This window comes from Halalkaliarchaeum sp. AArc-GB, assembly GCF_031432225.1.
Taxonomy (GTDB): domain Archaea; phylum Halobacteriota; class Halobacteria; order Halobacteriales; family Haloferacaceae; genus Halalkaliarchaeum.
Window position 1 is genome coordinate 94,772 of the sequence record NZ_JAVKGM010000009.1, and the last position, 24,961, is coordinate 119,732.

26 protein-coding genes, 1 tRNA gene and 1 pseudogene are annotated in these 24,961 nt (G+C 66.7%); 10 read left to right on the forward strand and 18 right to left on the reverse strand.

Annotation, left to right across the window (positions count from 1 at the left end; translation table 11 throughout):
* The first annotated feature begins 25 nt into the window (after positions 1–25).
* Positions 26–457 (forward strand): DUF5788 family protein, encoded by a 432-nt coding sequence (locus RH858_RS10200; protein ID WP_259534962.1) that lies wholly within the window; start codon positions 26–28, stop codon positions 455–457.
* A 27-nt stretch (positions 458–484) separates the two neighbouring features.
* Here the strand turns inward: RH858_RS10200 and RH858_RS10205 are convergent, their stop codons facing one another.
* A complete protein-coding gene (locus RH858_RS10205) occupies positions 485–1,417 on the reverse strand; it encodes an 8-oxoguanine DNA glycosylase (protein ID WP_310561765.1) in 933 nt (310 codons plus the stop codon).
* Positions 1,418–1,537: 120 nt separating this feature from the next.
* Between RH858_RS10205 and RH858_RS10210 the strand changes: the two genes are divergently transcribed.
* Positions 1,538–1,688 (forward strand) — tRNA-Met (locus RH858_RS10210).
* 75 nt (positions 1,689–1,763) lie between these two features.
* A complete protein-coding gene (thrC, locus tag RH858_RS10215) occupies positions 1,764–2,993 on the forward strand; it encodes a threonine synthase (RefSeq protein ID WP_259534961.1) in 1,230 nt (409 codons plus the stop codon).
* 150 nt (positions 2,994–3,143) lie between these two features.
* On the opposite strand, the gene RH858_RS10220 is transcribed toward thrC, so the two are convergent.
* Positions 3,144–3,491 (reverse strand): hypothetical protein, encoded by a 348-nt coding sequence (locus RH858_RS10220; protein WP_259534960.1) that lies wholly within the window; start codon positions 3,489–3,491, stop codon positions 3,144–3,146.
* A gap of 109 nt (positions 3,492–3,600) precedes the next feature.
* On the opposite strand from RH858_RS10220, the gene RH858_RS10225 reads away from it, so the two are divergent.
* Positions 3,601–4,416 (forward strand): hypothetical protein, encoded by an 816-nt coding sequence (locus RH858_RS10225; protein WP_310561752.1) that lies wholly within the window; start codon positions 3,601–3,603, stop codon positions 4,414–4,416.
* Positions 4,417–4,434: 18 nt separating this feature from the next.
* On the opposite strand, the gene RH858_RS10230 is transcribed toward RH858_RS10225, so the two are convergent.
* From RH858_RS10230 to gap, 3 genes are all read right to left on the reverse strand, one after another.
* Positions 4,435–4,950 (reverse strand): metallophosphoesterase, encoded by a 516-nt coding sequence (locus RH858_RS10230; RefSeq protein ID WP_310561753.1) that lies wholly within the window; start codon positions 4,948–4,950, stop codon positions 4,435–4,437.
* Between the two features lie 56 nt (positions 4,951–5,006).
* The gene (locus tag RH858_RS10235; protein WP_310561754.1) at positions 5,007–6,224 is read right to left on the reverse strand and encodes a phosphoglycerate kinase; all 1,218 of its coding nucleotides are present in this window, start codon (positions 6,222–6,224) and stop codon (positions 5,007–5,009) included.
* A 75-nt stretch (positions 6,225–6,299) separates the two neighbouring features.
* Positions 6,300–7,346, reverse strand: a complete 1,047-nt coding sequence (gene gap / locus RH858_RS10240; RefSeq protein ID WP_259534956.1) for a type I glyceraldehyde-3-phosphate dehydrogenase — start codon at positions 7,344–7,346, stop codon at positions 6,300–6,302.
* Positions 7,347–7,469: 123 nt separating this feature from the next.
* On the opposite strand from gap, the gene RH858_RS10245 reads away from it, so the two are divergent.
* On the forward strand, positions 7,470–8,546 hold the full coding sequence (locus RH858_RS10245) for a thiamine pyrophosphate-dependent enzyme (RefSeq protein ID WP_310561755.1): 1,077 nt from the start codon (positions 7,470–7,472) through the stop codon (positions 8,544–8,546).
* A 64-nt stretch (positions 8,547–8,610) separates the two neighbouring features.
* Here the strand turns inward: RH858_RS10245 and RH858_RS10250 are convergent, their stop codons facing one another.
* Complete coding sequence (locus tag RH858_RS10250; RefSeq protein WP_259534954.1) at positions 8,611–8,844, reverse strand: Lrp/AsnC ligand binding domain-containing protein; 234 nt, start codon at positions 8,842–8,844, stop codon at positions 8,611–8,613.
* A gap of 114 nt (positions 8,845–8,958) precedes the next feature.
* On the opposite strand from RH858_RS10250, the gene RH858_RS10255 reads away from it, so the two are divergent.
* Positions 8,959–9,645, forward strand: a complete 687-nt coding sequence (locus RH858_RS10255; protein WP_259534953.1) for a TrkA family potassium uptake protein — start codon at positions 8,959–8,961, stop codon at positions 9,643–9,645.
* A gap of 2 nt (positions 9,646–9,647) precedes the next feature.
* On the forward strand, positions 9,648–9,878 hold the full coding sequence (locus RH858_RS10260) for an Lrp/AsnC ligand binding domain-containing protein (RefSeq protein WP_259534952.1): 231 nt from the start codon (positions 9,648–9,650) through the stop codon (positions 9,876–9,878).
* A gap of 47 nt (positions 9,879–9,925) precedes the next feature.
* Here RH858_RS10260 and RH858_RS10265 read toward each other — a convergent pair whose 3' ends face one another.
* From RH858_RS10265 to RH858_RS10285, 5 genes and pseudogenes are all read right to left on the reverse strand, one after another.
* Positions 9,926–10,639 carry a class I SAM-dependent methyltransferase gene (locus tag RH858_RS10265; RefSeq protein ID WP_259534950.1) on the reverse strand — a complete coding sequence of 238 codons (714 nt, stop codon included), beginning with the start codon at positions 10,637–10,639 and terminating at the stop codon, positions 9,926–9,928.
* Between the two features lie 66 nt (positions 10,640–10,705).
* Positions 10,706–12,514, reverse strand: coding sequence for an acetyl-CoA carboxylase biotin carboxylase subunit (locus tag RH858_RS10270; RefSeq protein ID WP_310561756.1), 1,809 nt, complete (start codon positions 12,512–12,514; stop codon positions 10,706–10,708).
* 100 nt (positions 12,515–12,614) lie between these two features.
* A pseudogene (locus RH858_RS10275) lies at positions 12,615–15,374 on the reverse strand (AAA domain-containing protein); the annotation flags it as partial.
* 58 nt (positions 15,375–15,432) lie between these two features.
* The gene (locus RH858_RS10280) at positions 15,433–15,810 is read right to left on the reverse strand and encodes a hypothetical protein (protein WP_310561757.1); all 378 of its coding nucleotides are present in this window, start codon (positions 15,808–15,810) and stop codon (positions 15,433–15,435) included.
* Between the two features lie 78 nt (positions 15,811–15,888).
* Positions 15,889–16,323 (reverse strand): universal stress protein, encoded by a 435-nt coding sequence (locus tag RH858_RS10285; RefSeq protein ID WP_259534947.1) that lies wholly within the window; start codon positions 16,321–16,323, stop codon positions 15,889–15,891.
* A 115-nt stretch (positions 16,324–16,438) separates the two neighbouring features.
* Between RH858_RS10285 and RH858_RS10290 the strand changes: the two genes are divergently transcribed.
* A complete protein-coding gene (locus RH858_RS10290; RefSeq protein ID WP_259534946.1) occupies positions 16,439–17,722 on the forward strand; it encodes an amidohydrolase in 1,284 nt (427 codons plus the stop codon).
* Between the two features lie 44 nt (positions 17,723–17,766).
* Here RH858_RS10290 and RH858_RS10295 read toward each other — a convergent pair whose 3' ends face one another.
* The 5 genes from RH858_RS10295 to RH858_RS10315 form a co-directional block, all read right to left on the reverse strand.
* A complete protein-coding gene (locus RH858_RS10295; protein WP_259534945.1) occupies positions 17,767–18,069 on the reverse strand; it encodes a hypothetical protein in 303 nt (100 codons plus the stop codon).
* A gap of 3 nt (positions 18,070–18,072) precedes the next feature.
* Positions 18,073–18,540: a hypothetical protein gene (locus RH858_RS10300; RefSeq protein WP_259534944.1), complete on the reverse strand. Its 468-nt coding sequence runs from the start codon at positions 18,538–18,540 to the stop codon at positions 18,073–18,075.
* Positions 18,541–18,622: 82 nt separating this feature from the next.
* Entirely contained in the window at positions 18,623–19,801 is a 1,179-nt protein-coding gene (locus tag RH858_RS10305) for a TrkA C-terminal domain-containing protein (protein ID WP_310561758.1), read from the reverse strand.
* Positions 19,802–19,908: 107 nt separating this feature from the next.
* Positions 19,909–20,436: a magnesium transporter gene (locus RH858_RS10310; RefSeq protein WP_259536517.1), complete on the reverse strand. Its 528-nt coding sequence runs from the start codon at positions 20,434–20,436 to the stop codon at positions 19,909–19,911.
* A gap of 137 nt (positions 20,437–20,573) precedes the next feature.
* Entirely contained in the window at positions 20,574–21,146 is a 573-nt protein-coding gene (locus RH858_RS10315) for a magnesium transporter (RefSeq protein WP_259534941.1), read from the reverse strand.
* Between the two features lie 138 nt (positions 21,147–21,284).
* Here RH858_RS10315 and RH858_RS10320 point away from each other — a divergent pair, with 138 nt between their 5' ends.
* Positions 21,285–22,046 carry a 4-phosphopantoate--beta-alanine ligase gene (locus RH858_RS10320; protein WP_310561759.1) on the forward strand — a complete coding sequence of 254 codons (762 nt, stop codon included), beginning with the start codon at positions 21,285–21,287 and terminating at the stop codon, positions 22,044–22,046.
* Positions 22,047–22,081: 35 nt separating this feature from the next.
* Here the strand turns inward: RH858_RS10320 and RH858_RS10325 are convergent, their stop codons facing one another.
* Together RH858_RS10325 and aspS are read right to left on the reverse strand one after the other, a co-directional pair.
* A complete protein-coding gene (locus RH858_RS10325; RefSeq protein ID WP_259534937.1) occupies positions 22,082–22,936 on the reverse strand; it encodes a pantoate kinase in 855 nt (284 codons plus the stop codon).
* Positions 22,937–22,964: 28 nt separating this feature from the next.
* The gene (gene aspS, locus RH858_RS10330; protein WP_310561760.1) at positions 22,965–24,269 is read right to left on the reverse strand and encodes an aspartate--tRNA(Asn) ligase; all 1,305 of its coding nucleotides are present in this window, start codon (positions 24,267–24,269) and stop codon (positions 22,965–22,967) included.
* Positions 24,270–24,349: 80 nt separating this feature from the next.
* Here aspS and RH858_RS10335 point away from each other — a divergent pair, with 80 nt between their 5' ends.
* Positions 24,350–24,961, forward strand: coding sequence for a hypothetical protein (locus RH858_RS10335; protein ID WP_259534934.1), 612 nt, complete (start codon positions 24,350–24,352; stop codon positions 24,959–24,961).

Sequence of the window (24,961 nt, forward strand, 5' to 3'; positions counted from 1 at the left end):
TTGTACGGGTCGTCTCTGTTCGCGTATGGACGGGGAGGAAGACGAAACGTTGGACCAACAGAAGCGCGAGGAGCTGTTGCGTCGCGTCAACCGCCAGGGGGCGACCGTCGGCGCGCGGACCCCCGAGACGGTCGCCGTCGGCGGCGAGGAGTTTCACCTCAGGGAGTTCCTCATCGAAACCCGGAAGGTCGAGGGAGTGCCGCCGGACGCCAGGGACCTCGTCAAGGAGGCGACCACCGAGCTCTCGAAGCGGCGCAAACAGCTCCACGGCCGGCTCGAAACGGAGTCGCTGACGCGGGCTGAGGCCGACCGGATCGCCGAGGAGATAATCGGGCTCGACCGCGCGATCAACGCCCTCGAGAACCTCCGGCGACCCACGTACGGGGAGCAGGCGACGAAATCCTCCATCGCGGACCACAAACGCTGGCTGGACTTCCTCGAATCCGTCGGCAAGTGAGCGCTATCGACGACTCGTGTTCCCCATTCACTTCCCGCCGCCGCGGAGGTGTGCGAACACGTACGTCTGGACGTAGCCGGCGTACTCGCCGCCGAACCGGTCGCGCAGCGCCCGCGCGGTGTCGGCGTAGGTTCCCCGGTCGCAGTCGGGGAAGTGGTCGGCGACAGCGGTCCGGATCCAGGTGTCCAGCGGGATCGCCTCGAGGTAGCCCAGCGAGAACAGCAGGATGCAGTCTGCGACCTTGTCGCCGACGCCGACGAACCGGGTGAGCGACTCGCGGGCCTGTTCGTAGGGGAGGTCGGCGGCCTCGCGGGGATCCGCCTCGCCGTCGGCGACCATCCCCGCGGTTTTCCGGACGTACGGCGCCCGGTAGCCCAGCGACAGCTCCCGAAGTTCGGCTTCGGTTCGGGCGGCGAGCTGGTCGGGCGTTGGAAACGCGTGAAGCGTCCGGCCGTCGAACTGGACCGCATCGCCGTACGTCTCCGCGAGCGATCGTTGCATCCGGTGGATCCGCGACACGCGCATCTGGGCCGAGCAGATAAACGAGATCAGACACGGGAACGCAGGATCCCGAACCAGCCGCATCCCTTCGTAGGCGTCGAACGCCCGGTCGAACAGCGGAACGTCGGGGGCTGCAGCCCGGATCGCATCGAGGTCGTCGTCCAGTCGCAGCAGGTGCGTCAGAAGGGGCACCGCGTCGACGGTTGACTCCCACTCGAGGGTTCCGTCGCGGACGCCGCCGACCTGCCGCACCCGGAGAGGAACTCGGTCGTCGGTGAGGCCCTCGATCGGTGGAACGATCGTCTCGTACCACGCGTCTCCGCTCCTGGGCGTGGCGTCGCCGCTGTCGTACATCCGGCCGTCGGATCGATCCCAGAGGTAGCTTTGCCCGCTCTCGAGGGTCGCCTGCAGGTCGAACGGGCCGTCCACCGCGGCGAGGCCGATCGTTCCCGACTCCATTGGCTCCCGTTCGGGACTCGGTGGCTTTCCCCGTTTCGGATGCCGTTCGAGCAGATCCTCCCGGCGTCGGCCGGTCGAGATGAGAAGCTTAAAGGCCTTCATCGCAGTACGTGAAAGCGAGGCCGGGTGGCTTAGCTGGACATAGCGCCGCACTCATAGGGTTTCGAGATTCGGTGCGGTTCGCCTTGGAAGCCTCCGTGCGCCCCTGGGGCCTGCCGAGCCTCGTACCTGGGCCATGCGGAGATCGCGGGTTCGGAGCCCGCCCCGGCCATCCGTCGTTTCTTCCGCGAGCCGAGCCGACGAGGACGTGGACCGAGCTTATTATTCGAGGCTGTCTGGTAGCGGTATGGGCCTCCCACACGTTCGGACGCTCGAGTGTACCCTGTGTGGCGCGCGCTACGAGCCGGACCAGGTCATCTACACGTGTCCGGAACACGACGGCGTCCGGGGTATTCTCGAGGTCCGGTACGACTACGCGCGGATCCGAGAGCTGTTCGACGCCGACCTCGACGGCAACATCCCGAGCCAGTGGAAATACCGTGCGTTCCTCCCGGTCGATCCAGACGTCAGCCCGGTGACGCTCGGCGAGGGGGGAACCCCGCTGCTCGAAGCGCCCCGACTCGGCGAGGAACTCGGGGTCGAGATCCACATCAAGGACGACGGCCGGAATCCCACGGGCGTTCTGAAGGACCGGGCCTCGAGCGTCGCAGTCACCAGAGCCCGAACGGCGGGACGGGACGTGGTCACCTGTGCGTCGACCGGCAACGCCGCCGCCTCGCTTTCGGGATACGCCGCACGGTCGGGCGCCGAGTGCCGGATCTTCGTCCCCGGGGACACACCGGAGGAGAAACTCGCCCAGGCACTCGTGTACGGCGCCGACGTGCTCGCAGTCGAGGGGAGCTACGACGAGGCGTACGACCTGAGCATGGCCGTCACCGACCGCTACGGCTGGTACAACCGGAACGCCGCCGTCAATCCGTTTCAGGTCGAGGGGAAACGCACGGTCGGCCACGAACTCGCAGAGCAGACCCGCGGCAACGTTCCCGACTGGGTCGTCTTCGCGATGGGTGACGGCTGCACCGTCGCCGGCGGCTGGAAGGGCTTTCACGAGTTTTGCGAGCTCGGATTCGTCGACGAGGAGCCCCGACTGCTCGGCGTCCAGGCCGAGGGAGCAAGCGCGATCCACGACGCGTTTCACGGCCACGACGACACCGCGGCGGTCGCGGAGACCGTCGCCGACAGCATCGCCGTCGGGCGCCCACGGAACACGGTCAAAGCCTGCAGGGCCCTGGAGAAAAGCGACGGCACGGCCGTCCTCGTGAGCGACGAGGAGATCCTCGCCGCCGAGAAGCTCCTGGGGAGTGTCGAGGGGATCTACGCCGAGCCGGCGGGCGCAGCGCCGATCGCAGGGATCCGGAAGGCTCGCGGGCTGGGCATCGTCGATCCAGGTGACTCGGTGGTTGCGGTCGTGACCGGTCACGGACTGAAAGACGCGGAAGCCGCACTCGAAGCCGGCGGTGAGATCGAGTCGATCTCCCCTTCGATCGACGACGTGGCCGCCCGGTACGGGGAGTGAACAAAGAGTGTGACCGCAGGTATGTGGCGCTCCTCCGAACGGAGGAGTACGCGATAGTTTCACTCGCAGTGGCTAATCTTTCGGGTGAAATATATCGCGTTTTTACTTTCAAACGGTACGTCCCGGGGGATCGACGTTCCGAGAGGCGGATCAAGAGATCGCGTACGTCACCTGGAGGATGATCGCCTCGTCGTATCCCTCCTGCTCCCCCCGGCCGTCGATCACGTTGCGGCTCTGACGGCTCCGAAGCACGTCCGCCTCGGGGTAGATCCGGAGCGACTCCTCCTCGAACTCGTCGACGCGGTCGACCCCGTCCTCCTCTTCGAAGACGGCCGAGACCCACTCCGGAGAGGTGTCCTGTATCGGGGTCGCGTCCGTCCGAGTGAACAGGTCGTCGAACACCGACTCGAGCTCTCGTCGACGCTCCTCGATCTCGTCGGGCTCGGCGGGAACGTCGTCGTCCCCCGGCGGGAACACGTGCAGACGACAGCGTGTCATATCGCTCGGTTTGGGGCTGTCGAACGTATACCTGGCGGTTGAACCGACTTCGGGTGACGGGCAGCGACGGCGTCAGTACTTAAGTGATACCGGACGAATCCCAGACGGAATGAACCGCCCACGTTTCCCCGTGCTGGTCGTCGTGGCTCTCGTCGTGGGAAACGTCCTGCTCGTCGCGAGCGTCGCGTATCCGGTCTCCGAAGCCGAACCGCGCCCCGCCGCGGAGGCGTTCGAGTCTCCCGTCTCCGACGAGTACCACCTCCTCGCGACCATCGTGACCGACGGCGAATCGACCCTGGAGATCGACGGCGCCGTGGCGGCGTCCGGGGAGCGGTACGTCCGGACCGTCCAGGGAGAGACGGTCGTCGAGCGATACCAGCCGAACGGCACCTCCGGCCCCGAATACGCCCGATACGTCGTCGACGAATCGGAGGCGGACGCCCGCATGCAACAGTTCGACGACGAGAATCTGGAGGTCCTCACACACCGGGGCAACGGCGAATCGGTGACGATAACGACCGTGGACGCCGACCCCAGCACCGACGGCGGCGACAGGCTCGCGGGGGCCGCCTCGGTCGTCGCCACGCAGCTTCGCCTCGTGCAGTACGACACGGTCGACCACGACGCAGTTGCCGGAAACGACGACAGTCCGGAGATACGAACGCTCCGGCCCGAATCCGGCTGGTACGCCGGCGAACAGTCGTACCGCATTTCCGACGCCGAGGGGACAGTCGAGATCGATCCCGAGACGTCCGTATTGGTGGCCGCGGACGTACGGTGGGAACTCACTCGGGGGACGGAAACGTCCCTTCACTACCTGCTCAACCGCGACGCGACTGTCAGCCAGGAAGTCACCTACGAGTACCGGACCGAAAACGTCTCCGTCGACCGTCCTGACTGGGTCGAGAACCACCCCGAAAACTAACGCAAGCGACGGTGGTTCCTACGGCCGGTCCAGCACGTGATGGTCGACAGCGTCCGCTCCCGGGTCCGCGTCGAGATCGATCGTGGCGACTCTGAAGACGTTGTCCGCCCCCTCGATGGGAATCGGTAGCCCGCCGGGATTGATCCGAACCGTCCCGCCGCGCTCCTCGATCCCGTGGGCGTGGGTGTGGCCGTGGAGGACGTAGTCGTACGTTCCGGCGTCGACCAACCCGTCGACGAGCACGTCGCTGGTGCCGTGATACACGGCGATATCGCGACCGTCGAGCGACAGCGCTCCCGCCTCGCCGAGGTAGGTTCCGAAGCCGTCGACCACCGACTGGAGGTTCCACTCGCCGTCGTTGTTCCCCCGGACCGCATAGAAGTCGAAGCCGGCGTCGAACGGGGTCGCCGAGAAGGGTGCGACGAAGTCGCCACAGTGGACGACTGCGTCGACCCCGTCGCGTTCGAAGAACGTCACCGCCGCCTCGACGGCGTCCAGGTCGTCGTGGGTGTCCGAAACGATTCCGAGCAGCATACCGGACAGTGTAGACGCGATGGCCAAAAACGTACGCTGCCACGGTACCGTCTCGACTACTCTCTGTCGTCCCCGGTCTGCAACAGCTCCACTGCCGGCAGGGGTTCGCCGGTCAGCGCCCGGATGTACGCCCCGCCGGCGATCGAGACGTGCGAGAAGTCGTCCTCGTCGAGGCCGTACATCCCGATCGCCCTGGAGGTGTCACCGCCGCCGACGACCGAAAAGCAGTCGGTTTCGGCGATCGCCCGGAGCACGCCGACCGTCCCGTCGGCGAACCGCTCGTCCTCGAAGACGCCGAGCGCCCCTTTCACGAAGACCGCGTCCGACTCGCGGATCAACTCCCCGTAGACGTCGACGGTTTCGGCGCCGACGTCGAGGTAGTCCTCGGTTTTCTCGTCGATCTCCTCGAGAGTCACCTCCGCCCGCTCTCCGTCGGCGTCGGCGTACGCCAGGTCGACCGCGAGTGTGAGCTGATCGCCCTTCTCTTCGAGGACGCGCTCGATCGTCTCCCGGTTGTCCGCCCACTGGTCGTCGTAGAGGTCGCCGTCGCCGAGGTCGTAGCCGACGTCGTGGCCCGCCGCGCGCAAGAACAGTTCGCCCGCGACGCCGCCGAGACAGAACCGGTCGACGCGGTCGTCGAGCGCATCCATCACGCCGATCACGTCGGTCGCTTTGGTCCCACCGACCACCATCGTCACCGGACCGTCGAACTCCCGGGTCGCGATGGCGGTGTTGGCCTCGTACTCGGTTTCCATCACGCGGCCCGCGTAGGCGGGAAGGACGAGCGGGAACCCCACGAGCGAGGCGTGCTTCCGGTGAGCCGCCGAGTAGGCGTCGTTGACGTAGGCGTCGAAAAGCGGTGCAAGCGTCTCGACGAACTCGCTTTCCGCGTGGGTTTCCGGGTCTTTTTCCGGGAGTTCGTCCTCGCACATCCGGACGTTCTCCAGAAGGAGGATCTCGCCCGGTCCGAGTTCCTCGATCGCGGCTTGCGCCTCCTCGCCGTACGTGTCGGCGACGAATCCGACCTCGCGACCCACGTGCTCGCTCAGAACGTCGGCGTGCTGGGACAGCGAGACGAACGTGTCGCGTCCGGGTCGCCCCTGGTGGGCCAGACAGACCACCCGGTGGCCGGCCGCCGCGAGTTCCCGAACCGTGCGGGCGTGTCGGGAGAACCGGCGGTTGTCCTGTACCTTGCCGTCTTCGACGGGCGAGTTCAAGTCGAGCCTGACGAGCAGGCGCTGTTCGGCAGGCAGATCGTCGATGGTCCGGAACATGGGTAGTCGGCTGGTTTCGTTGGAACGGAATTAACTCGTCGGGTCAGTCGGCGGTCGATACGGTCCGGAGGCGGTTCAGTAGGCGGCGAGGAACGCCGCCATGTCGAGCATCCGGTTCGAGAAGCCGTACTCGTTGTCGTACCAGGTGAGGATCTTCGCGAGCCCGTCCTCACCGACGACGTTCGTCGACGGCAGGTCGACGTACGTGGAGAACGGCAGGCCCGTGATGTCCCGGGAGACGACCTCCTCGTCGGTGTAACCGAGCACGCCCGCCAGCGGACCCGAGTCGGCCGCCGCGCGGAACGCCTCGTTGATCTCTGCGGCGTCCGGCGACGACTCCAGGTCGACGACGACCTCCGTGATCGAGCCGTTCGGGACCGGCACCCGGATCGCCATCCCGTCGAGTTTCCCCTCGAGTTCCGGCAGTATCTCGGTTGCGGCCTGTGCGGCGCCGGTACTGGTCGGGACGATGTTCTCCGCGGCGGCCCGCCCCCGCCTGGTTTTGGCCATCGGACCGTCGATGAGGTTCTGTGAGCCGGTGTAGGCGTGGACCGTCGTCAGCGTCCCCGACCGGATGCCGAACTCCTCGTGGAGCACCGTCGCGACCGGCGTGACGCTGTTCGTCGTACAGGAGGCGTTCGAGACGACGTCCTCGCCGTCGTACTCTTCGTGATTGACGCCGTAGACGAGCTGTTTGACAGGTTTGTCGCCCTTCGGCGGCGCGGAGATGATCGCGGTGTCGGCACCGCCTTCGACGTGGCCGTACGCGTCATCGTACGTCCGGAACACGCCGGTACACTCCAAAGCGACGTCGACGTCGAGTTCGTCCCACGGGAGTTCCGCAGGGCTCTGAACGTCGAAAATCGGGACGCTCGTGCCGCCGATCGACAGGGCGTCGTCTTCGAGCTCGAGCCCGTCGAGCCGTCCCATCACCGAGTCGTATTTTCCGAGATACGCCATGTCCTCGGCGTCCATCACGTCGTTGATGCCGACGAGTTCGATCCGGGGATCCGAAAGCAGCGCGCGGAAGACGTTGCGCCCGATCCGGCCGAAACCGTTCAGTCCAACCCGAACGACGTCGTCCGCGTCCTCGCCCCCGCACAGGTACGATTTTTCACTCATATGTGAGTGGTAGGCTGTCGAGCACTTAAAATCGCCCGTCATCCGTCAGAATCCGTGCCGGCGCACGACGTCGAGGGGGTCGCGGACCACCTCTTTTAACACCACTCCTCGCAATCCGGGGGTATGGACGCTTTCACCGACGAGTTCCACACCGTCGTCGGCGACGGTGAGGGGTCGCTGTCGGACAGCCGGTACGACGCCGCGGCGGCGAGGGATCTCTACCGCGACATGGTCCGGGCCCGACGGTTCGACGAGCGCGCCGTCGCGCTCCAGCGGCGGGGGTGGATGTCCGGCTACCCGCCGTTCGCGGGACAGGAGGCCGCACAGGTCGGCGCCGCCCACGCGATGGCTGCGGAAGACCGGCTGTTCCCGACGTACCGCTCGAACGCACTGCAGATCGCCCGGGGCGTTCCGATGAGCGACATTCTCCTGTTCCGCCGCGGACGAGCGGAGTATCACTCGGATCACGACGTCCCCGTCTTCCCACAGGCGATCCCGATCGCCTCCCAGATCCCCCACGCCGCCGGCGCGGGGATGGCCGCGAACTACCTCGAGGAGGAGTGGGCGTCGCTCGTCTGTTTCGGCGACGGCGCGACCTCGGAGGGGGATTTCCACGAGGGCGTGAACTTCGCCGGCGTGTTCGACGCGCCGACGGTGTTCTTCTGCGAGAACAACGGCTGGGCGATCTCGCTGCCGGCGGATCGCCAGACTGCAAGCGCATCGATCGCGGGCAAGGCCGACGCCTACGGGATCGACGGCGTCCGAGTCGACGGCAACGACCCCCTGGCCGTTCGGGAGACGGTTGCGGACGCGCTGGCGTCTGCCCGGGACGGAAACCCTGTACTCGTGGAGGCGCTCACCTACCGGCGGGGAGCCCACACCACTGCGGACGATCCCTCCCGGTACCGGGACGAGGAGCCGGATCACCCCGACTGGCGGTTGCGGGACCCGCTCGAGCGATTCGAGGCGTTCCTTCGCGAGGAGGACGTCCTCGACGACGAGACGGTCGAGCGGTTCCGCGAGGAGGCGAACGACGAGATCGCGGCGGCGATCGAGACCGCCGAGGACGCCGGCCTCCCGGATCCCGACGACCTGTTCGATCACGTTTACGCGGACCCGACGCCGATCCAGGAGAAACAGCGGTCCGAACTCGAGGGGTTCCTCGAGGAGCACGACCCGCAGGAACTCGAGTTCGACTGAGGAGAACACGCCGTTTCCAGTTCGTTCGGGCTACGAACGGGCAGACCAATCCTCCATTGGGACGTCAATCCTCCATCGAGACGTACGTCTTCGTGTCCGTGATCCCGGACAGGGCCTGCACCTCGTTTGCAGTCACCTGCAACACGTCGTACACCTCCGGTGCCTCGAGTTCGAGGATCAGATCGTAGTCGCCGGCCACGACGTGCGCCTCCGTAACACCCTCGACCGAGTCCATCCGATCGAGCATCGTCGCTGCCTCCCCGACGTCAGCTTTCACCATGACGAATGCGTGTACCATATGTTACCGAACGACACGATATCGCAAAAGCCTTCCCCCGGTGTGGCGACTCGGGGGGAACGACGAGATGCCTTCGGGGCAACGGTTATTTCCACGGGGGTTCATGTCACGGGTATGCGTTACGTTATCATTGGTGGTGGGCGGGTCGGACTGCGGACGGCCCGCGTACTCGCCGAGGAGGGCCACGAGATCGTGGTCGTCGAACGCGATCCGGAAACCGCGGATCGAGTCCGTGAGGCAGGCTTCGAGGTCGTCGAGGGCGACGGCTCCCGGGAGACGGTGCTCGAGGAGGCCGAACTCGAGACCGCGGACGCGGTCGGCGCGCTGACGAGCGACCTGAACGCCAACTTTGCCGCCTGTATGATCGCCAAACACCACGGCTGCCGGACTGTGATGCGGATCGACGAGGATTACAGGGAAGACATCTACAGGGAGTACGCCGACGAGGTCGACGAGGTGGTCTATCCCGAACGGCTGGGCGCGATCGGCGCGAAGAACGCGCTTTTGGGCGGGAACATTCAGGCGATCGCCGACATCGCCTCCAACCTCCAGGTCCTTTTGATCACGATCCCCGAGTCGTCCCCTTTGTACGGCTACAGCCTCGACGAGACCGAACTCCCGGCGGAGGCCCGGATCCTCGCGTTCGGGAAGGAGGGCGAGTCGCTGGGCATCCCGCTGGGAGATTACTCGCTGGAACCCGGCGACAGGGTCGCCGTGCTCGCGGAGTTCGAGGCGCTCTCGGAGGTCCGGCAACTGTTCATCGGTGAAGACGTCGAACCGCTTGCCGTGGGGGGTGACTGAGCATGGTCGTCGCATACATCATGGTGAAGGTCAACACCGGCGAGGCCGACCGAATCAAATCGGAACTGGAGGCGCTGGAGGGCGTCGTCGACGTCCACATCGTCGCCGGCGACGTCGACTTCATCGTCAAGGTCGACGCCGAATCCCCCGGCGACGTGAAGTCCGTCTCGACGACTGCACTCCAGGAGATCGCCGGCGTCGAGGACACCCAGACGTACATGGCGATGGGGTGAACGGACGAGGCGAGCCCGTTACCCAAAAATCGAGATCGGCGATTCCCTCATCCCTTTTTCAGGGCCGCCCGCCACTGCGTCGCCCCGTACTCGACCCCGGCGACCTCCCACGGGGTTCCGACTGTCGCTGTCCGGAGGCGATCAACGTCGAAGAGACGAAACAACAGCGTCCGTCCGACGTCACCCTCGTACTCGCAGTGGAACGCCCGGTATGCGAGGCCGGGGGCGGGATCCTCACGATACGCGAAGACGTCGGTCGTGGCGTCCAACTCGGGCGCGTAGTTGTCGATCACCGCCGTCGCGTCGGCTGTTGTAACGGTGGCGAGATCGCCCAGAAACGCTCGAACGCCGGCCATCGAACCCGCGAGGCCGACCTGGGTCCCGATCGCCTGTGCCGACCGGAACCGGTCGCGTTCGAACTGCGCCGGAAGCGAGAACATCTCCCCCACCCGAGCGTCGTCGACGCCGCGGTCGCGCATAGTTTCGACGAGCTGTTCGCTCACGTCGATCGCGACGGTTTCGAACCGCCGCTGGTGAAATAGTGCGTCCCGACCGGCGCCGGCCCCCATGTCCAGCAGCGGTCCCTCGAGCCACTGGTCGCGCCAGGCGTCCGGGTCGTGCTCGCCGAAGTACCACTCCTCGATCCTGTGTTCGCGCGTTTCGGGCCCGTCACGGTCGAGGAGCGGTTCCTCGCGGACTCCCAGGTAATGATCGCGAATCGCGCGACCGTACGGATCATGGTCCGTACTACGTTGTGACACACTACCACCTGTGACTGGTACGGCAAAAAGACGAGCGAGGGTCGGTACCGAGGGACGTCCGGGTGCTCACTCCAGGACGATCAGGGGATCGCCCATGTCGACGCTTTCCCCCTCCTCGACGAGCACCTGCGTCACGGTGCCGCCGCGCTCGACGACCACGTCGTTTTCCATCTTCATCGCCTCGAGCACCAGCACGACGTCGCCCGGGCCGACCTCTTGGCCCTCGTCGACGTCCACCGAGAGGACGGTTCCCTGCATCTCCGCCGTGACGGTCTCCCCCTCGCCGGTGACGACCGGCCCCTCGTCCTCGTCGTCCCCGGTCGCCTGCGGCGGGCGTTGGCGGGCGCTTCCCCCGCCGCCCGACGGGTTCGGGATCGCGGGTGCGCCCCGTTCTTCGAGGCTCACCTCGAAGCGCTTGCCGTTCACCTCGACGGTGAACTCCCGTTCGGTCGTCTCTTCGTCGGCGTCGGCGTCCGCCAACTCCTCCCCGTCACCAGTGGGTCCCCATCGTTCGACCGCCTCGCGGATCCGGTCGGGATCGAGCACCGAATCGAGATAGTTCGTCGTGTGCTCGCCGGCGACGAACGCGTCGTCTTCGAGCATGAGCCGGTGGAACGGGATCACCGTGTGGAGCCCCTCGATCCCGAACTCCGAAAGCGCCCGCCGCGATCGGGCGAGACACTCCGTCCGGTCGCGCCCTTCGACGATCAGCTTCGCAAACATCGAGTCGTACTCGCCGGCGATTTCGTCTCCCTGCCGGACCGCGTCGTCGAGCCGAATCCCGATCCCGCCCGGCGGATCGTACGTCTCCAGCGTTCCGGTCGCCGGCGCGAACTCCGCGGCCGGGTTCTCTGCGTTGATCCGGAACTCCATGGCGTGGCCCCTGAGCTCGACGTCCCCCTGGGTGAAGCCCAGCTCCTCGCCGGCGGCGACCCGGAGCTGCTCTTTCACGATGTCGATTCCGGTGAGTTGCTCGGTCACAGTGTGTTCGACCTGGATCCGGGTGTTGACCTCGAGGAAGTAGAACTCGCCCTCCTCGACGAGGAACTCGACGGTGCCGGCGTTCGTGTATCCCGCCTCGCGAACCCCCTGCCGGGCGGCCTCGCCGAGCTTCTCTCTGAGCTCGTCGTCGATCGCTGGTGAGGGCGCCTCCTCGATGATCTTCTGGTGTCGTCGCTGCAGCGAGCAGTCCCGTTCCCCGAGGTGGCGGACGTTGCCCGCCTCGTCGGCGATGATCTGCACCTCGATGTGGCGCGGACGCTCGAGGTAGCGTTCCAGGTACACCGAGTCGTTGTCGAAGTACGCCTCCCCCTCGCGTTGCGCAGACGCGAGTTTCTCGTCGGCTTCGTCGGGTCCCTCGACGATCTTCATGCCGCGACCGCCGCCCCCGCCCTCCGCCTTGATGGCGACCGGATAGCCGTGCTCGTCGCCGAACTCGCGCACGGCGTCGGCCGTCTCGATCGGCTCGGTCGTCCCCGGCACGATCGGGACGCCCGCGGCCTCCATCACCTGGCGTGCGCGGGTTTTCTCGCCGAGTCGTTCCATCGCGTCGCTTTCGGGACCGACCCAGGTGAGCCCGTCGGTCTCCTCCACCGCGGCGGCAAAGCGTGCGTTCTCCGCGAGGAAGCCGTAGCCCGGGTGGATCGCGTCGGCCCCGGCCGTCCGGGCCGCCTCGATCACCGCGTCGCCGTCGAGATACGAGTCGGCAGCCCGCGCCGGGCCGACGTTGTACGCCTCGTCTGCGTAGCGCACGTGACCGGCGTGTTTGTCCGCGTCGCTGTAGATCGCGACGGTGTCGACGCCGAGCTCCTCGCAGGCACGCATCACGCGCACCGCGATCTCGCCACGGTTGGCGATCAGCACCTTCTCGAACATTCTTGGGGAACGTTCCGGGACTGGCCACCTGACTTTATCGGTCCCGATCGATCGTTGGGTTTTTCTGCTGACTCGAGGTTTCGATCCGCGATCCGCGCTTTCGATCCGCCCAGTCGAGCAGCCGCCGGTAGAACGGCTCCGTGGCGAGCGCGTTCGGGTCGCCCACCAGCGTGAGCGCCTTCCGGGCGCGGGTGAGCGCCACGTTGATCCGCCTGTGGTCTTCGAACAGCGGCCCATCGAGCGCACCGGTGGCGACCAGCGAGACGACGATCACCTCCTCGCTGGAGCCCTGGAACCGATCGACCGTGTCGACGGTGACGTCGACCCGCCGATCGATCTCGGCCACCTGCGCGCGGAACGGGGCGATGACGCCGATATCGGCGGCCTCGACGCCAGCCTCCCGGTAGGCGCGGACGATCTCGGCGACCCGCTTCGCCTCCTGCGGGTTCGCGTTCCCCTCCTGTCTGCCGTCGGGGTCGACGAAGTTCACGACGCCCCGGAGCTCCGTCGGAAGGTCGGCGGGGTCGACGCCCAGGTCCCCGATCGTCTGGGAGGCGACGCTCCCGTTCGCGGGCCGCAACGCATTGTCGTAAAACTCCATCGAGGAGAACGCCTGGATCCGCTGTGCCATCCGGTACTGCCGGTCGAGCATGACCGACGCGTCGGGGTACGCCTCGACGAGACGCTCGAAAAGCGAGGTCCGCAGGCCGTTTTCCGCCCGGACGACCGGCGGCAGCTGCTGGTGATCGCCAACCAGCACGAACCGGTCGGCGCGGTTGATCGCCGCGAGCGTCCCCGGTTCGGTGAGCTGTGACGCCTCGTCGACGATGGCGACGTCGAACGACTCTTCCCGGAGCGCACGGGAGCCGCAGGCGGCGGTCGTAGCCGCGACCACGGACGCCTCCCGGAGGGTGGCCGCCCGGTCGTCGGGATCGCCCCGCCGGACGAGCCGGAGGTCCTGCATGTCCCCCCGGACGCCCGTTTTCGTGCCGACCCTCACGATCTCGTCCTCGAGGGTGCTCGCCCCATCGATTGCCGCCCGTTCTGCCGACCGCTCACGGAGCGTCTCGAGGGCGTTGTCGACCGCCCGGTTCGTGAACGCCGAGAGCAACACGCGCTGTCCGTCCTCGACCAGCGCGTGAACGATCTCGGCGATCGTGTACGTCTTTCCGGTGCCGGGTGGGCCGTGAATCAGCGCACAGTCGTCGGCGCGCACCGCGAGGTTCACCGCCTCGTTCTGTGCCTCGTTGTTGTCGACGTACGTCCGCTGCGGGCCGGAAAACCCCGGCTCGCGCCGGCCGAACAGCACGTCCTTCCGGTCGGGGTCGCCCGTCAACACCGCGTCGTGCAATGCCGTCAGATACCGGTCGACCGTCAGCTCGGAGGGATAGACGTCGAGCCGCCGCAGTTCGACCGGTTCGTCGGCCGTCACGACGACCGTCTCGCCGAGCTCCCGGATCCGGCACAGCTCGGCGTGGCCGGCGACCGGATCGCCGTCGCTGGCGAGCGCGACGTCACCCTCCCGGAGCTTCGAGACGACGCCGTCGGGCTTTCGCGCCCGCAGCTCCCACCGACCGTCGGGACGCTCCTCCCGGCTGATCGGCTCCAGGTCCACCAGCGCGCGGTCGGAAGCTGCCCGCTCTCCGGGGGTTTTCTCCCACAGTTTCCGGTAGGCGGCGTGTACCTCCCGGCGCTCCGCCTCGATGAGTCGGTAGAACCGGTCGAAGTACTCCTGCTCTTCCTCGGGAACGGGCGCACCGAGCGTGCCTGCCTTCGACTCCTGGTTCAGCCGGCCCGAGACCACAAGACAGGTGTCCTGTTCGAAGCAGTACTCGCAGGTCGCGTCGGCCTCGTAGCCCGTCGGGACGCCCGCGTTCGGGTCGTCGTCCGCCAGGACGGCGTACTCCATTGCGGCGATCTCGTTTCGCGTCCGGATCACGAACTCCAGCAGGCCGTCGCCGATCGAGAAGTCCTTCGCCGGCGAGAGGTCGCCCTGGGCTTCGCTCCGGTCCAGCGCGGTGTTTTTGGTGTACAGAAGCGTCCCCGTGTCGACCGGGACGCCGCGCTCTTCGAGCATCAGCGCGTAACAGGCCGCCTGGATCTTGTCCTGGAACCGCGGCTCGCGGTTGGTGTTTTTCCCCGTCTTGAGTTCGACGGGCATCCCCCGTCGGAGCGCGTCCGCCCGACCCTTCATCCCGTAGGTCGGCGAGACGAGCGTGTGTTCCGACCGCCAGTCGTCGCCGCCGTCGAGGGTGCCCTGGGCGAGCCAGCCGTCGATCGCCGCGGCATTGCGCCGCACCTCGTCGATCACTTCACGCCGGTCGCGGCCGAGCAGCCCCAGCTCCAGCCCCGCCTCTTCGACGCGGTCGGCGACGGCCTCCTCGAGGTCGCCACCGCGCAACAGGTCGCCGAACACCTCGTGGACGATCGTCCCTTTGACCACCGGATAGTTCAGCGGGATCCCCGAGAGCTTGTTTAAATAGTACAGCCGGGGACACTGCACCCACGACCGGACGTCGGTGACGTCGACCAGGAAATCCGGCTGGAGGACGACCGCGGAGTCGCCGCCCGTCGCGTACGTCGTCTCGCCGCGATACTCGTCGGTCTGGACGTCGGTGACCAGCAGTTCCATTCCCGGTTCGGCGATCTCGGCGGTGTGTGTCCACTTGCCCCACAACGTCACCCGAATCTCGTCACCGACGTCGGCGTCGCCGCCAGTACCCGCGAGGTACGCCTCGTCGGGATCACTCTCGCGGGGGCCGATCGGTCGCACGCCGAACTCGACCAGATCCCGGTCCCCGTACCGCGTCGAAACCGTTCGGAGTTCGCCGACCTCGAGGATGGCGCCGCGGAGGTTCACGGTCGATGCAGCGCCCCGGACGGAAAAACGGTGTCGGTGAACGCTCATCGCTGCCGGCTCAAAGCACGTGGCTCCGGACGGCCTCGACCGACCTGGGCCAGTCGCGTTCGAGCAGCCGCAACGCGGGCTCGACCGCCTCGCGGTGCTCGTCGATCCACGCTTCCGCCTCGTCCATCTGCCGACGCCACTCGGCCTCCGTCTCGATGCCGAAGTCGGCTGCAGTGTACGTCTCGCCGTCGACAGTGACGACGCCGTGGAGGTCGCCGCAGTTGGAGCACCGCGTCGACGCGAGGACGAAGTACTGCTCGAGTCGATCGTAGACGCCCTCGTCGACGTTGACGACGTCCTCGACGGCGATGCCGTCGGATTCGCAGGCGAAACACAGCGCCGTCCTGTTTCCGAGTGGTTTCCCGCAGTGGAGGCATCCGTCGGTCACGGGTCGTCTGGTTCCGCTTCGTATATAAGCTGTCGGCGACAGTCCGGACGACACCCCGGGCGCGGGCGCTCCACCGCCTCACCGAACGACTGTTACCGACATCGGCGCGCGACGCAGAACCGTCTCGGAGACGCTCCCCAGAAGCAACCGCTCGATGCTCGACCGGCCGCGGCTCCCCATCACAACGTGGTCGACGTCGTTCGCCTCGGCGTAGTCGAGGATTTCACGTGCGGGATCTCCGACTTCGAGCGCCACCGCCCGGAGCGCCGGCACAGGGGGGTCGGCGGCGTCGATCCGGTCGTTCGCTTCCGCGTTCAGCTCTTCGGCCTCCGCTTTGGCCCGGTCGTACGCTTTGCTGTCGAGGACGCCGCCGTCGGCGTCGGTAGCGATGCCCGCCGGGCCGATCACGTGCAACACCGACAGCTCACCCTCGGGAAACAGCTCGAGTGCAACGTCGAGGGCTTTCCAGGCGGTCTCGGACCCGTCGATCGGAACGAGGACGTGTTGTCCCATATCTTACGTTTCTCAGATACCATCATAGTCGTTCGTATAAATTTTGAAGACAGTCATGCAGCCCGGACAGTGCCGGTTCACCCGCGTTTATACCGGCGTGGCCCGATCCTCCTGTATGGCTTCGACACCCAAGACCGACGACCTGATCGCCTTCAGGCGCGATCTGCACGAACGGCCGGAACCGGCCTGGCGGGAGTTTTACACGACAGCGCGGATCGTCGAGGCGTTACGCGAGCGCGACGTCGACGAGATCCACTACGGTCGAGATGTCCACCGCGCGGAGGCCCGGATGAACGTCCCCGACGAGGCGGAGCTGGCCGAGTGGTACGACCGGGCGCTTTCTGCGGGCGCGGATCCCGAGATCCTGGAGACGCTGCAGGGTGGGTTCACCGGCGCAGTCGCCGTGATCGAACGGGGGGAGGGCCCGACGATCGGCCTCCGGGTCGACATCGACGGACTCCCGATCGCAGAGTCGGGCGAGGCGGGTCACGTCCCTGCAGACGAGGGGTTCCGGTCGAAACACGACGGCTACATGCACGCCTGCGGCCACGACGCCCACGCGACGTTCGGGCTCGGCGTGATCGACGAGATCCTCGCATCCGATTTCTCGGGTACACTGAAGGTGTTCTTCCAGCCGGGCGAGGAGCTGATCGTCGGCGGGAAACCGATGGCCGAGTCCGGTCACCTCGACGACGTCGACTACCTGCTTGCCGTCCACATCGGACTGGATCATCCCACGGGCGAGGTGATCGCTGGTATCGACGGCTTCCTGGCTGTCAGGCATTTCTTCGCGGAGTTTTCGGGGGAGCCGTCCCACGCCGGCGGTCACCCCGAACAGGGGAAAAACACCGTCCAGGCGCTGGCGACCGCGGTCCAGAACCTGTATGCGATCCCGCGGCACGCCGACGGCGCGACGCGGGTGAACGCCGGGATCGTCGGCGGCGGCACCGCCACGAACATCATCCCCGAGGAGTCGTTTATCGAAGGAGAGGTGCGGGGCGAAACAACTGACCTCGCCGACTACGCCTACGAGAAGGCAGAACGCGTACTCGAAAGCGCCGCAACCATGCACGAGTGCGAGGTCGACGTCGAGACCCGCGGCGAGGCGCCCAGCGCCGAAAGCGATCAGGAGCTGGTCGACGTCGTCGCCGAGATCGCCCGGGACGTTTCGGGAGTGACGAACCTGCTGGAGCGCGACGAGCTCGGCGGCAGCGAGGACGCGACCTACCTCATGCAACGCGTCCAGGACAACGGCGGCTACGCGACGTACGTCGGCGTCGGTACCGACCACCCGGGCGGCCACCACACGAGCAGGTTCGACGTCGACGAGGAGTCGATCCAGATCGGGATCGACGTGCTCGCGGGGAGCGTTCTCGAGCTCTCGAAACGCGGGATCTGAGGGACTGGAACGGCAGAATCCCTGAGAAATCCACTTAAAAACGTCTACGGGGCGTCCAGGTCGCCTTCGCCCGAACCGTCTTCGTCCCGATCGGGTTCGTCTTGCTCTCGGTCGCCATGATCGCCTTCGGCGGATTCTTCGGCACGTTGTTGCTTCACTTCCCGGAGCCGATCGATCGGATCGTCGTCGCGCTCGACTCGTACTTCAGTGACGCCGTCGGGATCGAGCCCCGGTTCGCGTTCGGATTCCGGATCCGTCGTCTCCGCCGACTCCCCGTCTGCAGGCTCGGGTGACTCGCCGCCGAACAGGGATCGGACCCACGACCGGATCGTATCGAGGACACTCATCCGTCAGTAGTTCTTGAAAAGCAGCGCGCGCACGTCGTCTTTGGTCTGGGCAGTCGCCGTCTCCCCGTCAGGCAGATCGACTTCGTATCGCGCCTCCCCGTCGCCTTCCCGCCACTTGTCCTCGTGGGTGTCCAGCAGGCTCATCATCGCGTTCAGCCGCGATTCGTCGTCGCCGTCGTTGTTATCGCCGTCATCTTCTTCTACGCCGTCGTCTGTCGCTTCCGCGTCCGTTTCAGTGTCCGATTCTTCGGCGTCCTCCGGTTGTTCGATCTCTGCTTCGTCGCCGTCGATCTGCGTTCCAGCCGCGGCCGCCCGATCGGGGTCCTCGACCGCGTCGGCGAGATCCAACAGGTACGAGACGACGTCACAGTCCCGGACCGTTCCGTACTGGTCGACGTGCGCCTCCTCGAGTTCTTCCCGTAGCGAGTCGAACCGCAGTTCCTGAGGCTCAGTGATCCGTATTTCCGGCATTAGATGCTCGTTCCCGGCGGGGACATATCAAACCCACCGGCGCTACGTCCCCCGAAGGACCGCTCCCGGGCTCCGCCAGCGTTCACTCTCGGGCCCACTCGCGAACGGTGTTTGCGCCGTCTTCGGGCCCGCGGGCGATGAGCACGTCGTCGGCGAAAAGCTGCGTCTCGCCGGTCGGTGCCAGGATCCAGTTGTTTCCCCGGTGGATCGCCATGATCGCCACCCCGGTCGCCTCTTCCAGTTCGACTCCGCCGAGGGTCTCCCCCGCGAGCGTGCTCCCCGGTTCGACCGCCGTCGTCGTGATGAGTTCGTCGCTGTCCCCGATCGCCTGGCCGAACACCGGGTGGACACTGCCGTCCCGCAACACGATGTCTGCGATCCGGATCGCCGCGTCACAGATCGCTTCCGAGGCCGTCGCAAGATGGAGCAGTCCCCGGAGGCTGGCGGGTTCGCTCACCCGGTCGCCCGCCTCGATCACCAGCGTTTCGACCTCGTTTTTCAGCGCGTCCGACTGGCGTTCCAGGTCGCGCACCTCCGCGGCGAGCTGGTCGTCGTCGAAAAGCACCGCTGCGTAGGCGAGCCCGACCGCAAGCTCGGAGATGTCCTTCAGATCGACGAGCATGTCGGCGGCGCGGCCGAGCTCGTCGACGTCGTCACTGTGTCGATCCCCGGTGGCGTCGGGATCGCCGGTTAGCATCTCTCGGACTGTCCGCACGCCCGCATCCGGACCACGTCCGATGACGACGTCCCCGACCTCGAGGATCGCCTCCTCGTTCGGATCGATGTTCCACCCGTTCCCGCGACGGATCGCGATCGCGCTTACACCCGCCTCCGTCTCGAACGACAGGTCCCCGAGCGTTCGTCCGGCCGCCTCGCTGTCCGCGCCGACCGTCGCTTTCAGGAGAACTTCGTCTGCAGTCGGGAGGGATCCCCGGACCTCCGTCGGGAGACCGATGTCGTTTGTCACGATCGCAGCGATGTCGGCCGCCGCGTTCGTGATCCCGACCGCGGCCTCGACGACCTGGACGATCCCGACCAGCTGCTCGGCGTCCGAAGAGCGTTTTGCCGCCAGCATCAACGCGATCTTCGCGGGATACTGCAGGGAGTCGGCACGGGCCTCCAGCTCGAGGACCTCCTCTGCCAACAGCGGATAGTCGTAGAGAGCAGCTGCATACCCCAGATCGACCGACAGCTCCGAGATGTTCTTCAGCTCGACGAGTGTCTCCCTGACGTTCCGGGAGCGGTAGGCGATCTCTTCCATGTCGCGTAGTTCGTCCGCGACCGGTTAAGAGTGAGTGCTACGGCGGACCGACGCGGAGCCGACTGCGAGAGTCAGCAGTGACGGCGCCGCAGTTGACAGGCAGGATATCAAAGGACGACCGTAATGACCGCAAAGAGGATCAGAACCCCCGTGATGTCACAGACGTTCGTCACGACCGGGATCGTCGTGTCGTCGGGGTTGTACCCCAGTCGATAGGACGTCGAGACGGCGATCAGGCTCACGACGACGACGAAGACGGCAAGGAGCGTTCCGCTGACCAGAGAGATCGTGAGCACCTCCACGAGCCCGAGCGTCCCTCCGAGAGCGCGACCGATCGCCCAGGCGGCGACGCCGACAAGCGCGAAAACGGTGACCCCCAGCCCGATGATCGCTCCTGAGTTCGACCGGATCGACGGGTTGTCGACCGCGAACTCGAAGGTTCCCAGATGCAACTGTGTCGACAGCCGGGAACACATGATCGATCCGAGGTTGCCGGCGGTTCCGATCTGGACGGGAACCAGGATCAAAAGCGCCGGGTTCGCGAGCAGGACCTCCTCGAACGATTCGAGAACGGAGCCCGAAACCATCTGGAGGACGGACAGCCCGGCGAGCAGCGGCACCATCGTCAGCACCATCGGTTTGATCTGCCAGTCGTGGTCGATCGGTTTCGGGGCGAGCTGGTCGGCCGGGTGGTCCTCCTCGGAGAACTTCTCGTAGAGTTCCCCCAGCGAGTCACTCAGCCCCGTGAGGTCGTCGCCCGCATAGTCGTCGCTCATAGGAACAGCCCCACGAGATAGATGGCGACCAAAAGGAAGACGACGCCGAACACGTCGCCGAGCGTCGTGACCAGCGGTCCCACGATGTTGTCAGGATCGAGGCCTCGCCGGTAGCCGACGAAGACGACCGTAACGAGCGTAGACAGCATGAGAACCGCGGACAGAAAGCCCGCGACGATCATGATTCCGACCAGCTGCAACAAGTTTCCACCCCCGCCGGCGATCCAGAGGACGAGAAACGCCACGACCGCGATGAACACGGAGACGACCATCCCGTTGATAAAGGAAGCGACGACGGCGTTCGAGAGACGCCGGTCGAAGGTAAACCGTGGTTCGATGACCCCCTGATGGAGACCGCTGGAGAGCCGTGCGCCCAGCGAGCCGTAGACGCCGCCCCGGGTCGCCAGAAACGCAGGGAGCAAAACGAGGATCCCGGGGACGCTTTCGATTCCGGCGCGCATCGGTTCGCTCCCGAGTATCGTCCCTGCGAACAGTCCGGCAACGAGGCTGACGACGATCACTGGAAGCGCTTGCCGGTACACGTCCACGGCGGACGCTCGTTCGTACATACTGGTGGCATATCGGGCACCACAATAAAAACCGTCCGTCGAAGCGATGAAAACCGCACACTACCGGCTGGAACCGCGAGCCGGAGTCGTTCGCGCCGTCCAGCAAACCCCTTGTACGTCGGGGGCAAACGTTCCGCCGTGACAGACGTAGAAATCCCCGAGGACCACCCCAGATACGAGTCGCTCGTGACCCGTCACCGGATCGAGGGGGGCGTCGAGCGGGGGATCACGAGTCGCCAGGGGCTCATCGCCCAGGGCCGCGGCGAGGCGTTCGACTACCTGCTTGGCGAACGCACGATCGAGAGTGCCGATCTGGCCGCCCGGGCGGCCGCCGCCCACCTGCTTCTCGCCGACCGGCCGGTGCTTTCGGTCAACGGAAACGTCGCAGCCCTGGTCCCCGGCGAAATCGTCGAACTCGCCGACGTCGTCGACGCCGACCTCGAGGTGAACCTGTTCAACCGGACGGCCGAGCGCATGCAGGCGATCGCCGACTACCTCCGGGAACACGGTGCGACGGAGGTGAAGGGCCTCGCGGCGGACGCTCGGATTCCGGGACTTGCACACGAACGGGCGAAAGTCGACGCCGACGGCATCGCCGCCGCCGACGTCGTCCTCGTCCCGCTGGAGGACGGCGACCGGGCCGCCGCGCTTTCGGACCTGAGCAAAACGGAGATCGTGATCGACCTGAACCCCGGCTCCCGATCCGCCCGGGTCGCCGACGTTCCGATCGTCGACAACGTCCTCCGGGCGGTGCCGAATGTGACCCGGCACGCGCGGGCGTTGCGGGACCGACCGCGGGAGGAACTCGAGGTGATCGTCCGGGAGTTCGACCCCGAAGACGCGCTCGAGGCGGCCGAACGGACGATCAGAACCGGATCGTTCGCCGACGGCGGAGAGTAACCCACCGGCCGTCCGACAGCGGATGCGGTTCGGCGCTACTCGGGCTCGAGTGTCGCGCCCGCCGAATGCGTCCGACAGATCGTCGGATCGTAGCCGGCGTCGGTCAACCCCGTCCCGAGCGCGAAGACGCTCCGACCCAGCATCGCCATCGACGCCTCCCCCCCGGCGTCGTCGACCGCGTCGATCGCCTCCGCGACCTCGGGGGCCGCGACGCCGATCTCGCGAGTGAAGCGGCGCCCCTCCGCCAGCAGTGTCTCGACGGTTGGATCGTCCAACAGCCCAGTGAGTGCGCACTCGCCGGCCGCAGACAGCGCCTCCGTCTCCCCCGAGAGCACGTCCGGCGTCGACAGCTCGCCGAAGGTGACGTACTCGACGCGTCGGCAGTCCGGGATCCCGTCGAGGCTGCCGTAGCCGGGAGCGCCGGGCTCCACCCGGATCGGAATCCCGCCGCGAGCCTGTGCGACCACGTCCCCCAGGCCGGTCCCCGCTTCGACGTCGGCGGCGTGGGCGATTCCGACGAGCTCGTTTTCGGTCCGCCCGCAGCCGAACTCGTGGTTCGCCGAAAGCGCCGTCGCGAGCGCCGCGGCGCCCGAAACGCCGAAGCCGGCCCCCGGCGGCAGCGGCGTCTCGAGTCGAACTCGGGCCGTGACGCCGAGCTCCGCGAGGACGTGTTCGACCGCCTCGATCGTCACCCGCGTTCCGTTCAGGCGGATCTGAGTTTTCCTCTCGTTTTTATCCGCTGCCGGGCGCACGGTCGCGGTGACCCCTTCGGAAAGTGCAAGGCCCGCGCCCCGCGAGCCGGACGCAGACGGTGATTCGCCCCGGTGAATGCTAAAAAACGCAGTAACGTGTCCCGGGGCGAACGCCGTCGAGGCCGTCGGTCTCGTCATCGCTTCGTCGTCTCACTGCCGTCCCCTCTCACGGCGAGAGGCGCTGTCGGTCCCGCGGGAAGATGACGGCCTCGCGGATGTTGTCCAGATCCAGGAGGGTCATCACCAGACGCTCGCCGCCCAGTCCCCAGCCGGCGTGCGGGGGCATCCCATACTTGAACATCTTCGTGTAGTATTCGAACTCCTCGGGGTCGAGCCCCTGCTGCTGGAACCCTTCGATGAGACGGTCGTGGCGGTGTTCGCGCTGCCCGCCCGAGACGAGCTCCATCCGCGGGTGCATCAGGTCGAAGCCCGTCGAGACGGTCTCGTCGTCGTCGTAGTCTTTGATGTAGAACGGCTTGATCTCGGAGGGCCAGTCCGTGATGAAGTAGTGGCCGCCGACCTCCTCGCCGAGCGCGTGCTCGCCTTCCGTCGGCAGGTCGTCGCCCCACACGAGTTGCTCGTCGAGCGCGCCGGTGGCGTTGATCCGCTCGATCGCCTCCTCGTAGGTCAGCCGGGGGAACTCCCCGTCTGGAACCGAGAACTCGTCGGCGATCCCGAGCGCCTCCAGCTGCTCGGTGCAGTTCTCCGCGACCGACTCGTAGACGCCCGTAACGACCGACTCGCAGACGTCCATCGCGTCCGAGTGGTCACAGAAGGCGCCCTCGAAGTCGATCGAAGTCGCCTCGTTGAGGTGCCGTGGCGTGTTGTGCTCTTCGGCCCGGAAGATCGGACCGATCTCGAAGACGCGCTCGAGCCCGGAGCCGACCATCAACTGCTTGAACAGCTGGGGCGACTGGTTCATAAACGCCTCCTCGCCGAAGTAGGTGATCGGGAACAGTTCCGTGCCGCCCTCGGTGCCGGTGGCGACGATCTTCGGCGTGTTGATCTCGGTGCAGCCGGCAGAGCGAAGCTCCTCGCGGGCGGCCCGGAGGATCTCTGCGCGAACCTCGAAGATCGCCTTCACGTCGGGCTTGCGGAGGTCCAGCGTCCGGTTGTCCAGCCGGGTCGAGAGTTCGGCGTCGACCTTGCCCGACGGGTCCAGCGGGAGGTCGGTGTCCGCGGGCGCGATCACCTCGATCGAGTCGGGGACGACCTCCACGCCGGTCGGCGCCCGGGACTCCTCCTCGACGCCGCCGGTGACCGCGACGACCGACTCCCGGGAGACGGACAGCCCCGTCTCGACGAGCTCGTCGTCCATCTCGTCTTTCTCGAACTTCACCTGGATTCGGCCGGTCGTGTCCCGGAGAATGAGGAACGCGATCCCGCCGAGGTCTCTGATCTCGTGAACCCAGCCGGCCACCGTCGCCCGACTCCCGGGCTCGGCGTCGGCCGCGTAGGTCCGATCTTGCATACACGTCGGTTCATGGCCGCACGGTATAAATGACGCCGTTTCGAACTGGGCGATGGACGCGGCGACGGAGCGATCGACCCATGAAACGAACACCCACCGGCACGCCGGTCGGCGTCGACGACCCGTACGCGATCGCGGGGATCTGTGATCACCTCACAGACGACGGGCGGTGCCGGTTCGCGCTCGAACGCGCCGGCGACGACCCCGAGTTCGCCGACGCACGGCGCAGCGACGACTACCAGTGTCACGTCGGCGAGGCGGGAAACTGGCAGGCGTGTCCGAAGTACCGGTGGACCACCGACGGGAAACAGTGCATCCGGTGTGGCCTCGAGGAGCGCCGGCTCGCCGGCGAGAGCGTCCGGCCGCTGATCGAGGAACATCACCTCTCGTACGGCGGCTCGAATCCGGGCTCCCGCGCTGGAGACGCCGACAGGGCCACGGACGGGACGTCCCACGAACTCACCGTCGGCCTGTGTCGCTGGTGTCACGCGAAAGTCCACGGCTCGTTCGCCCGGATCGACGACGACGTCAACCCGGATCCGGAGGCGATCGCCGAACGAGAAACCCGCCGGGGGCGCGAGCTGGAGGAGCTGTCCTTCGAGTCCGCAAAGGAACGCTACCGGAACGGGTGGGACGACAGCGAGGATCCGGACGGCAGCGAGGATCGGACGTCAGACGGCGAGGACGCCTGA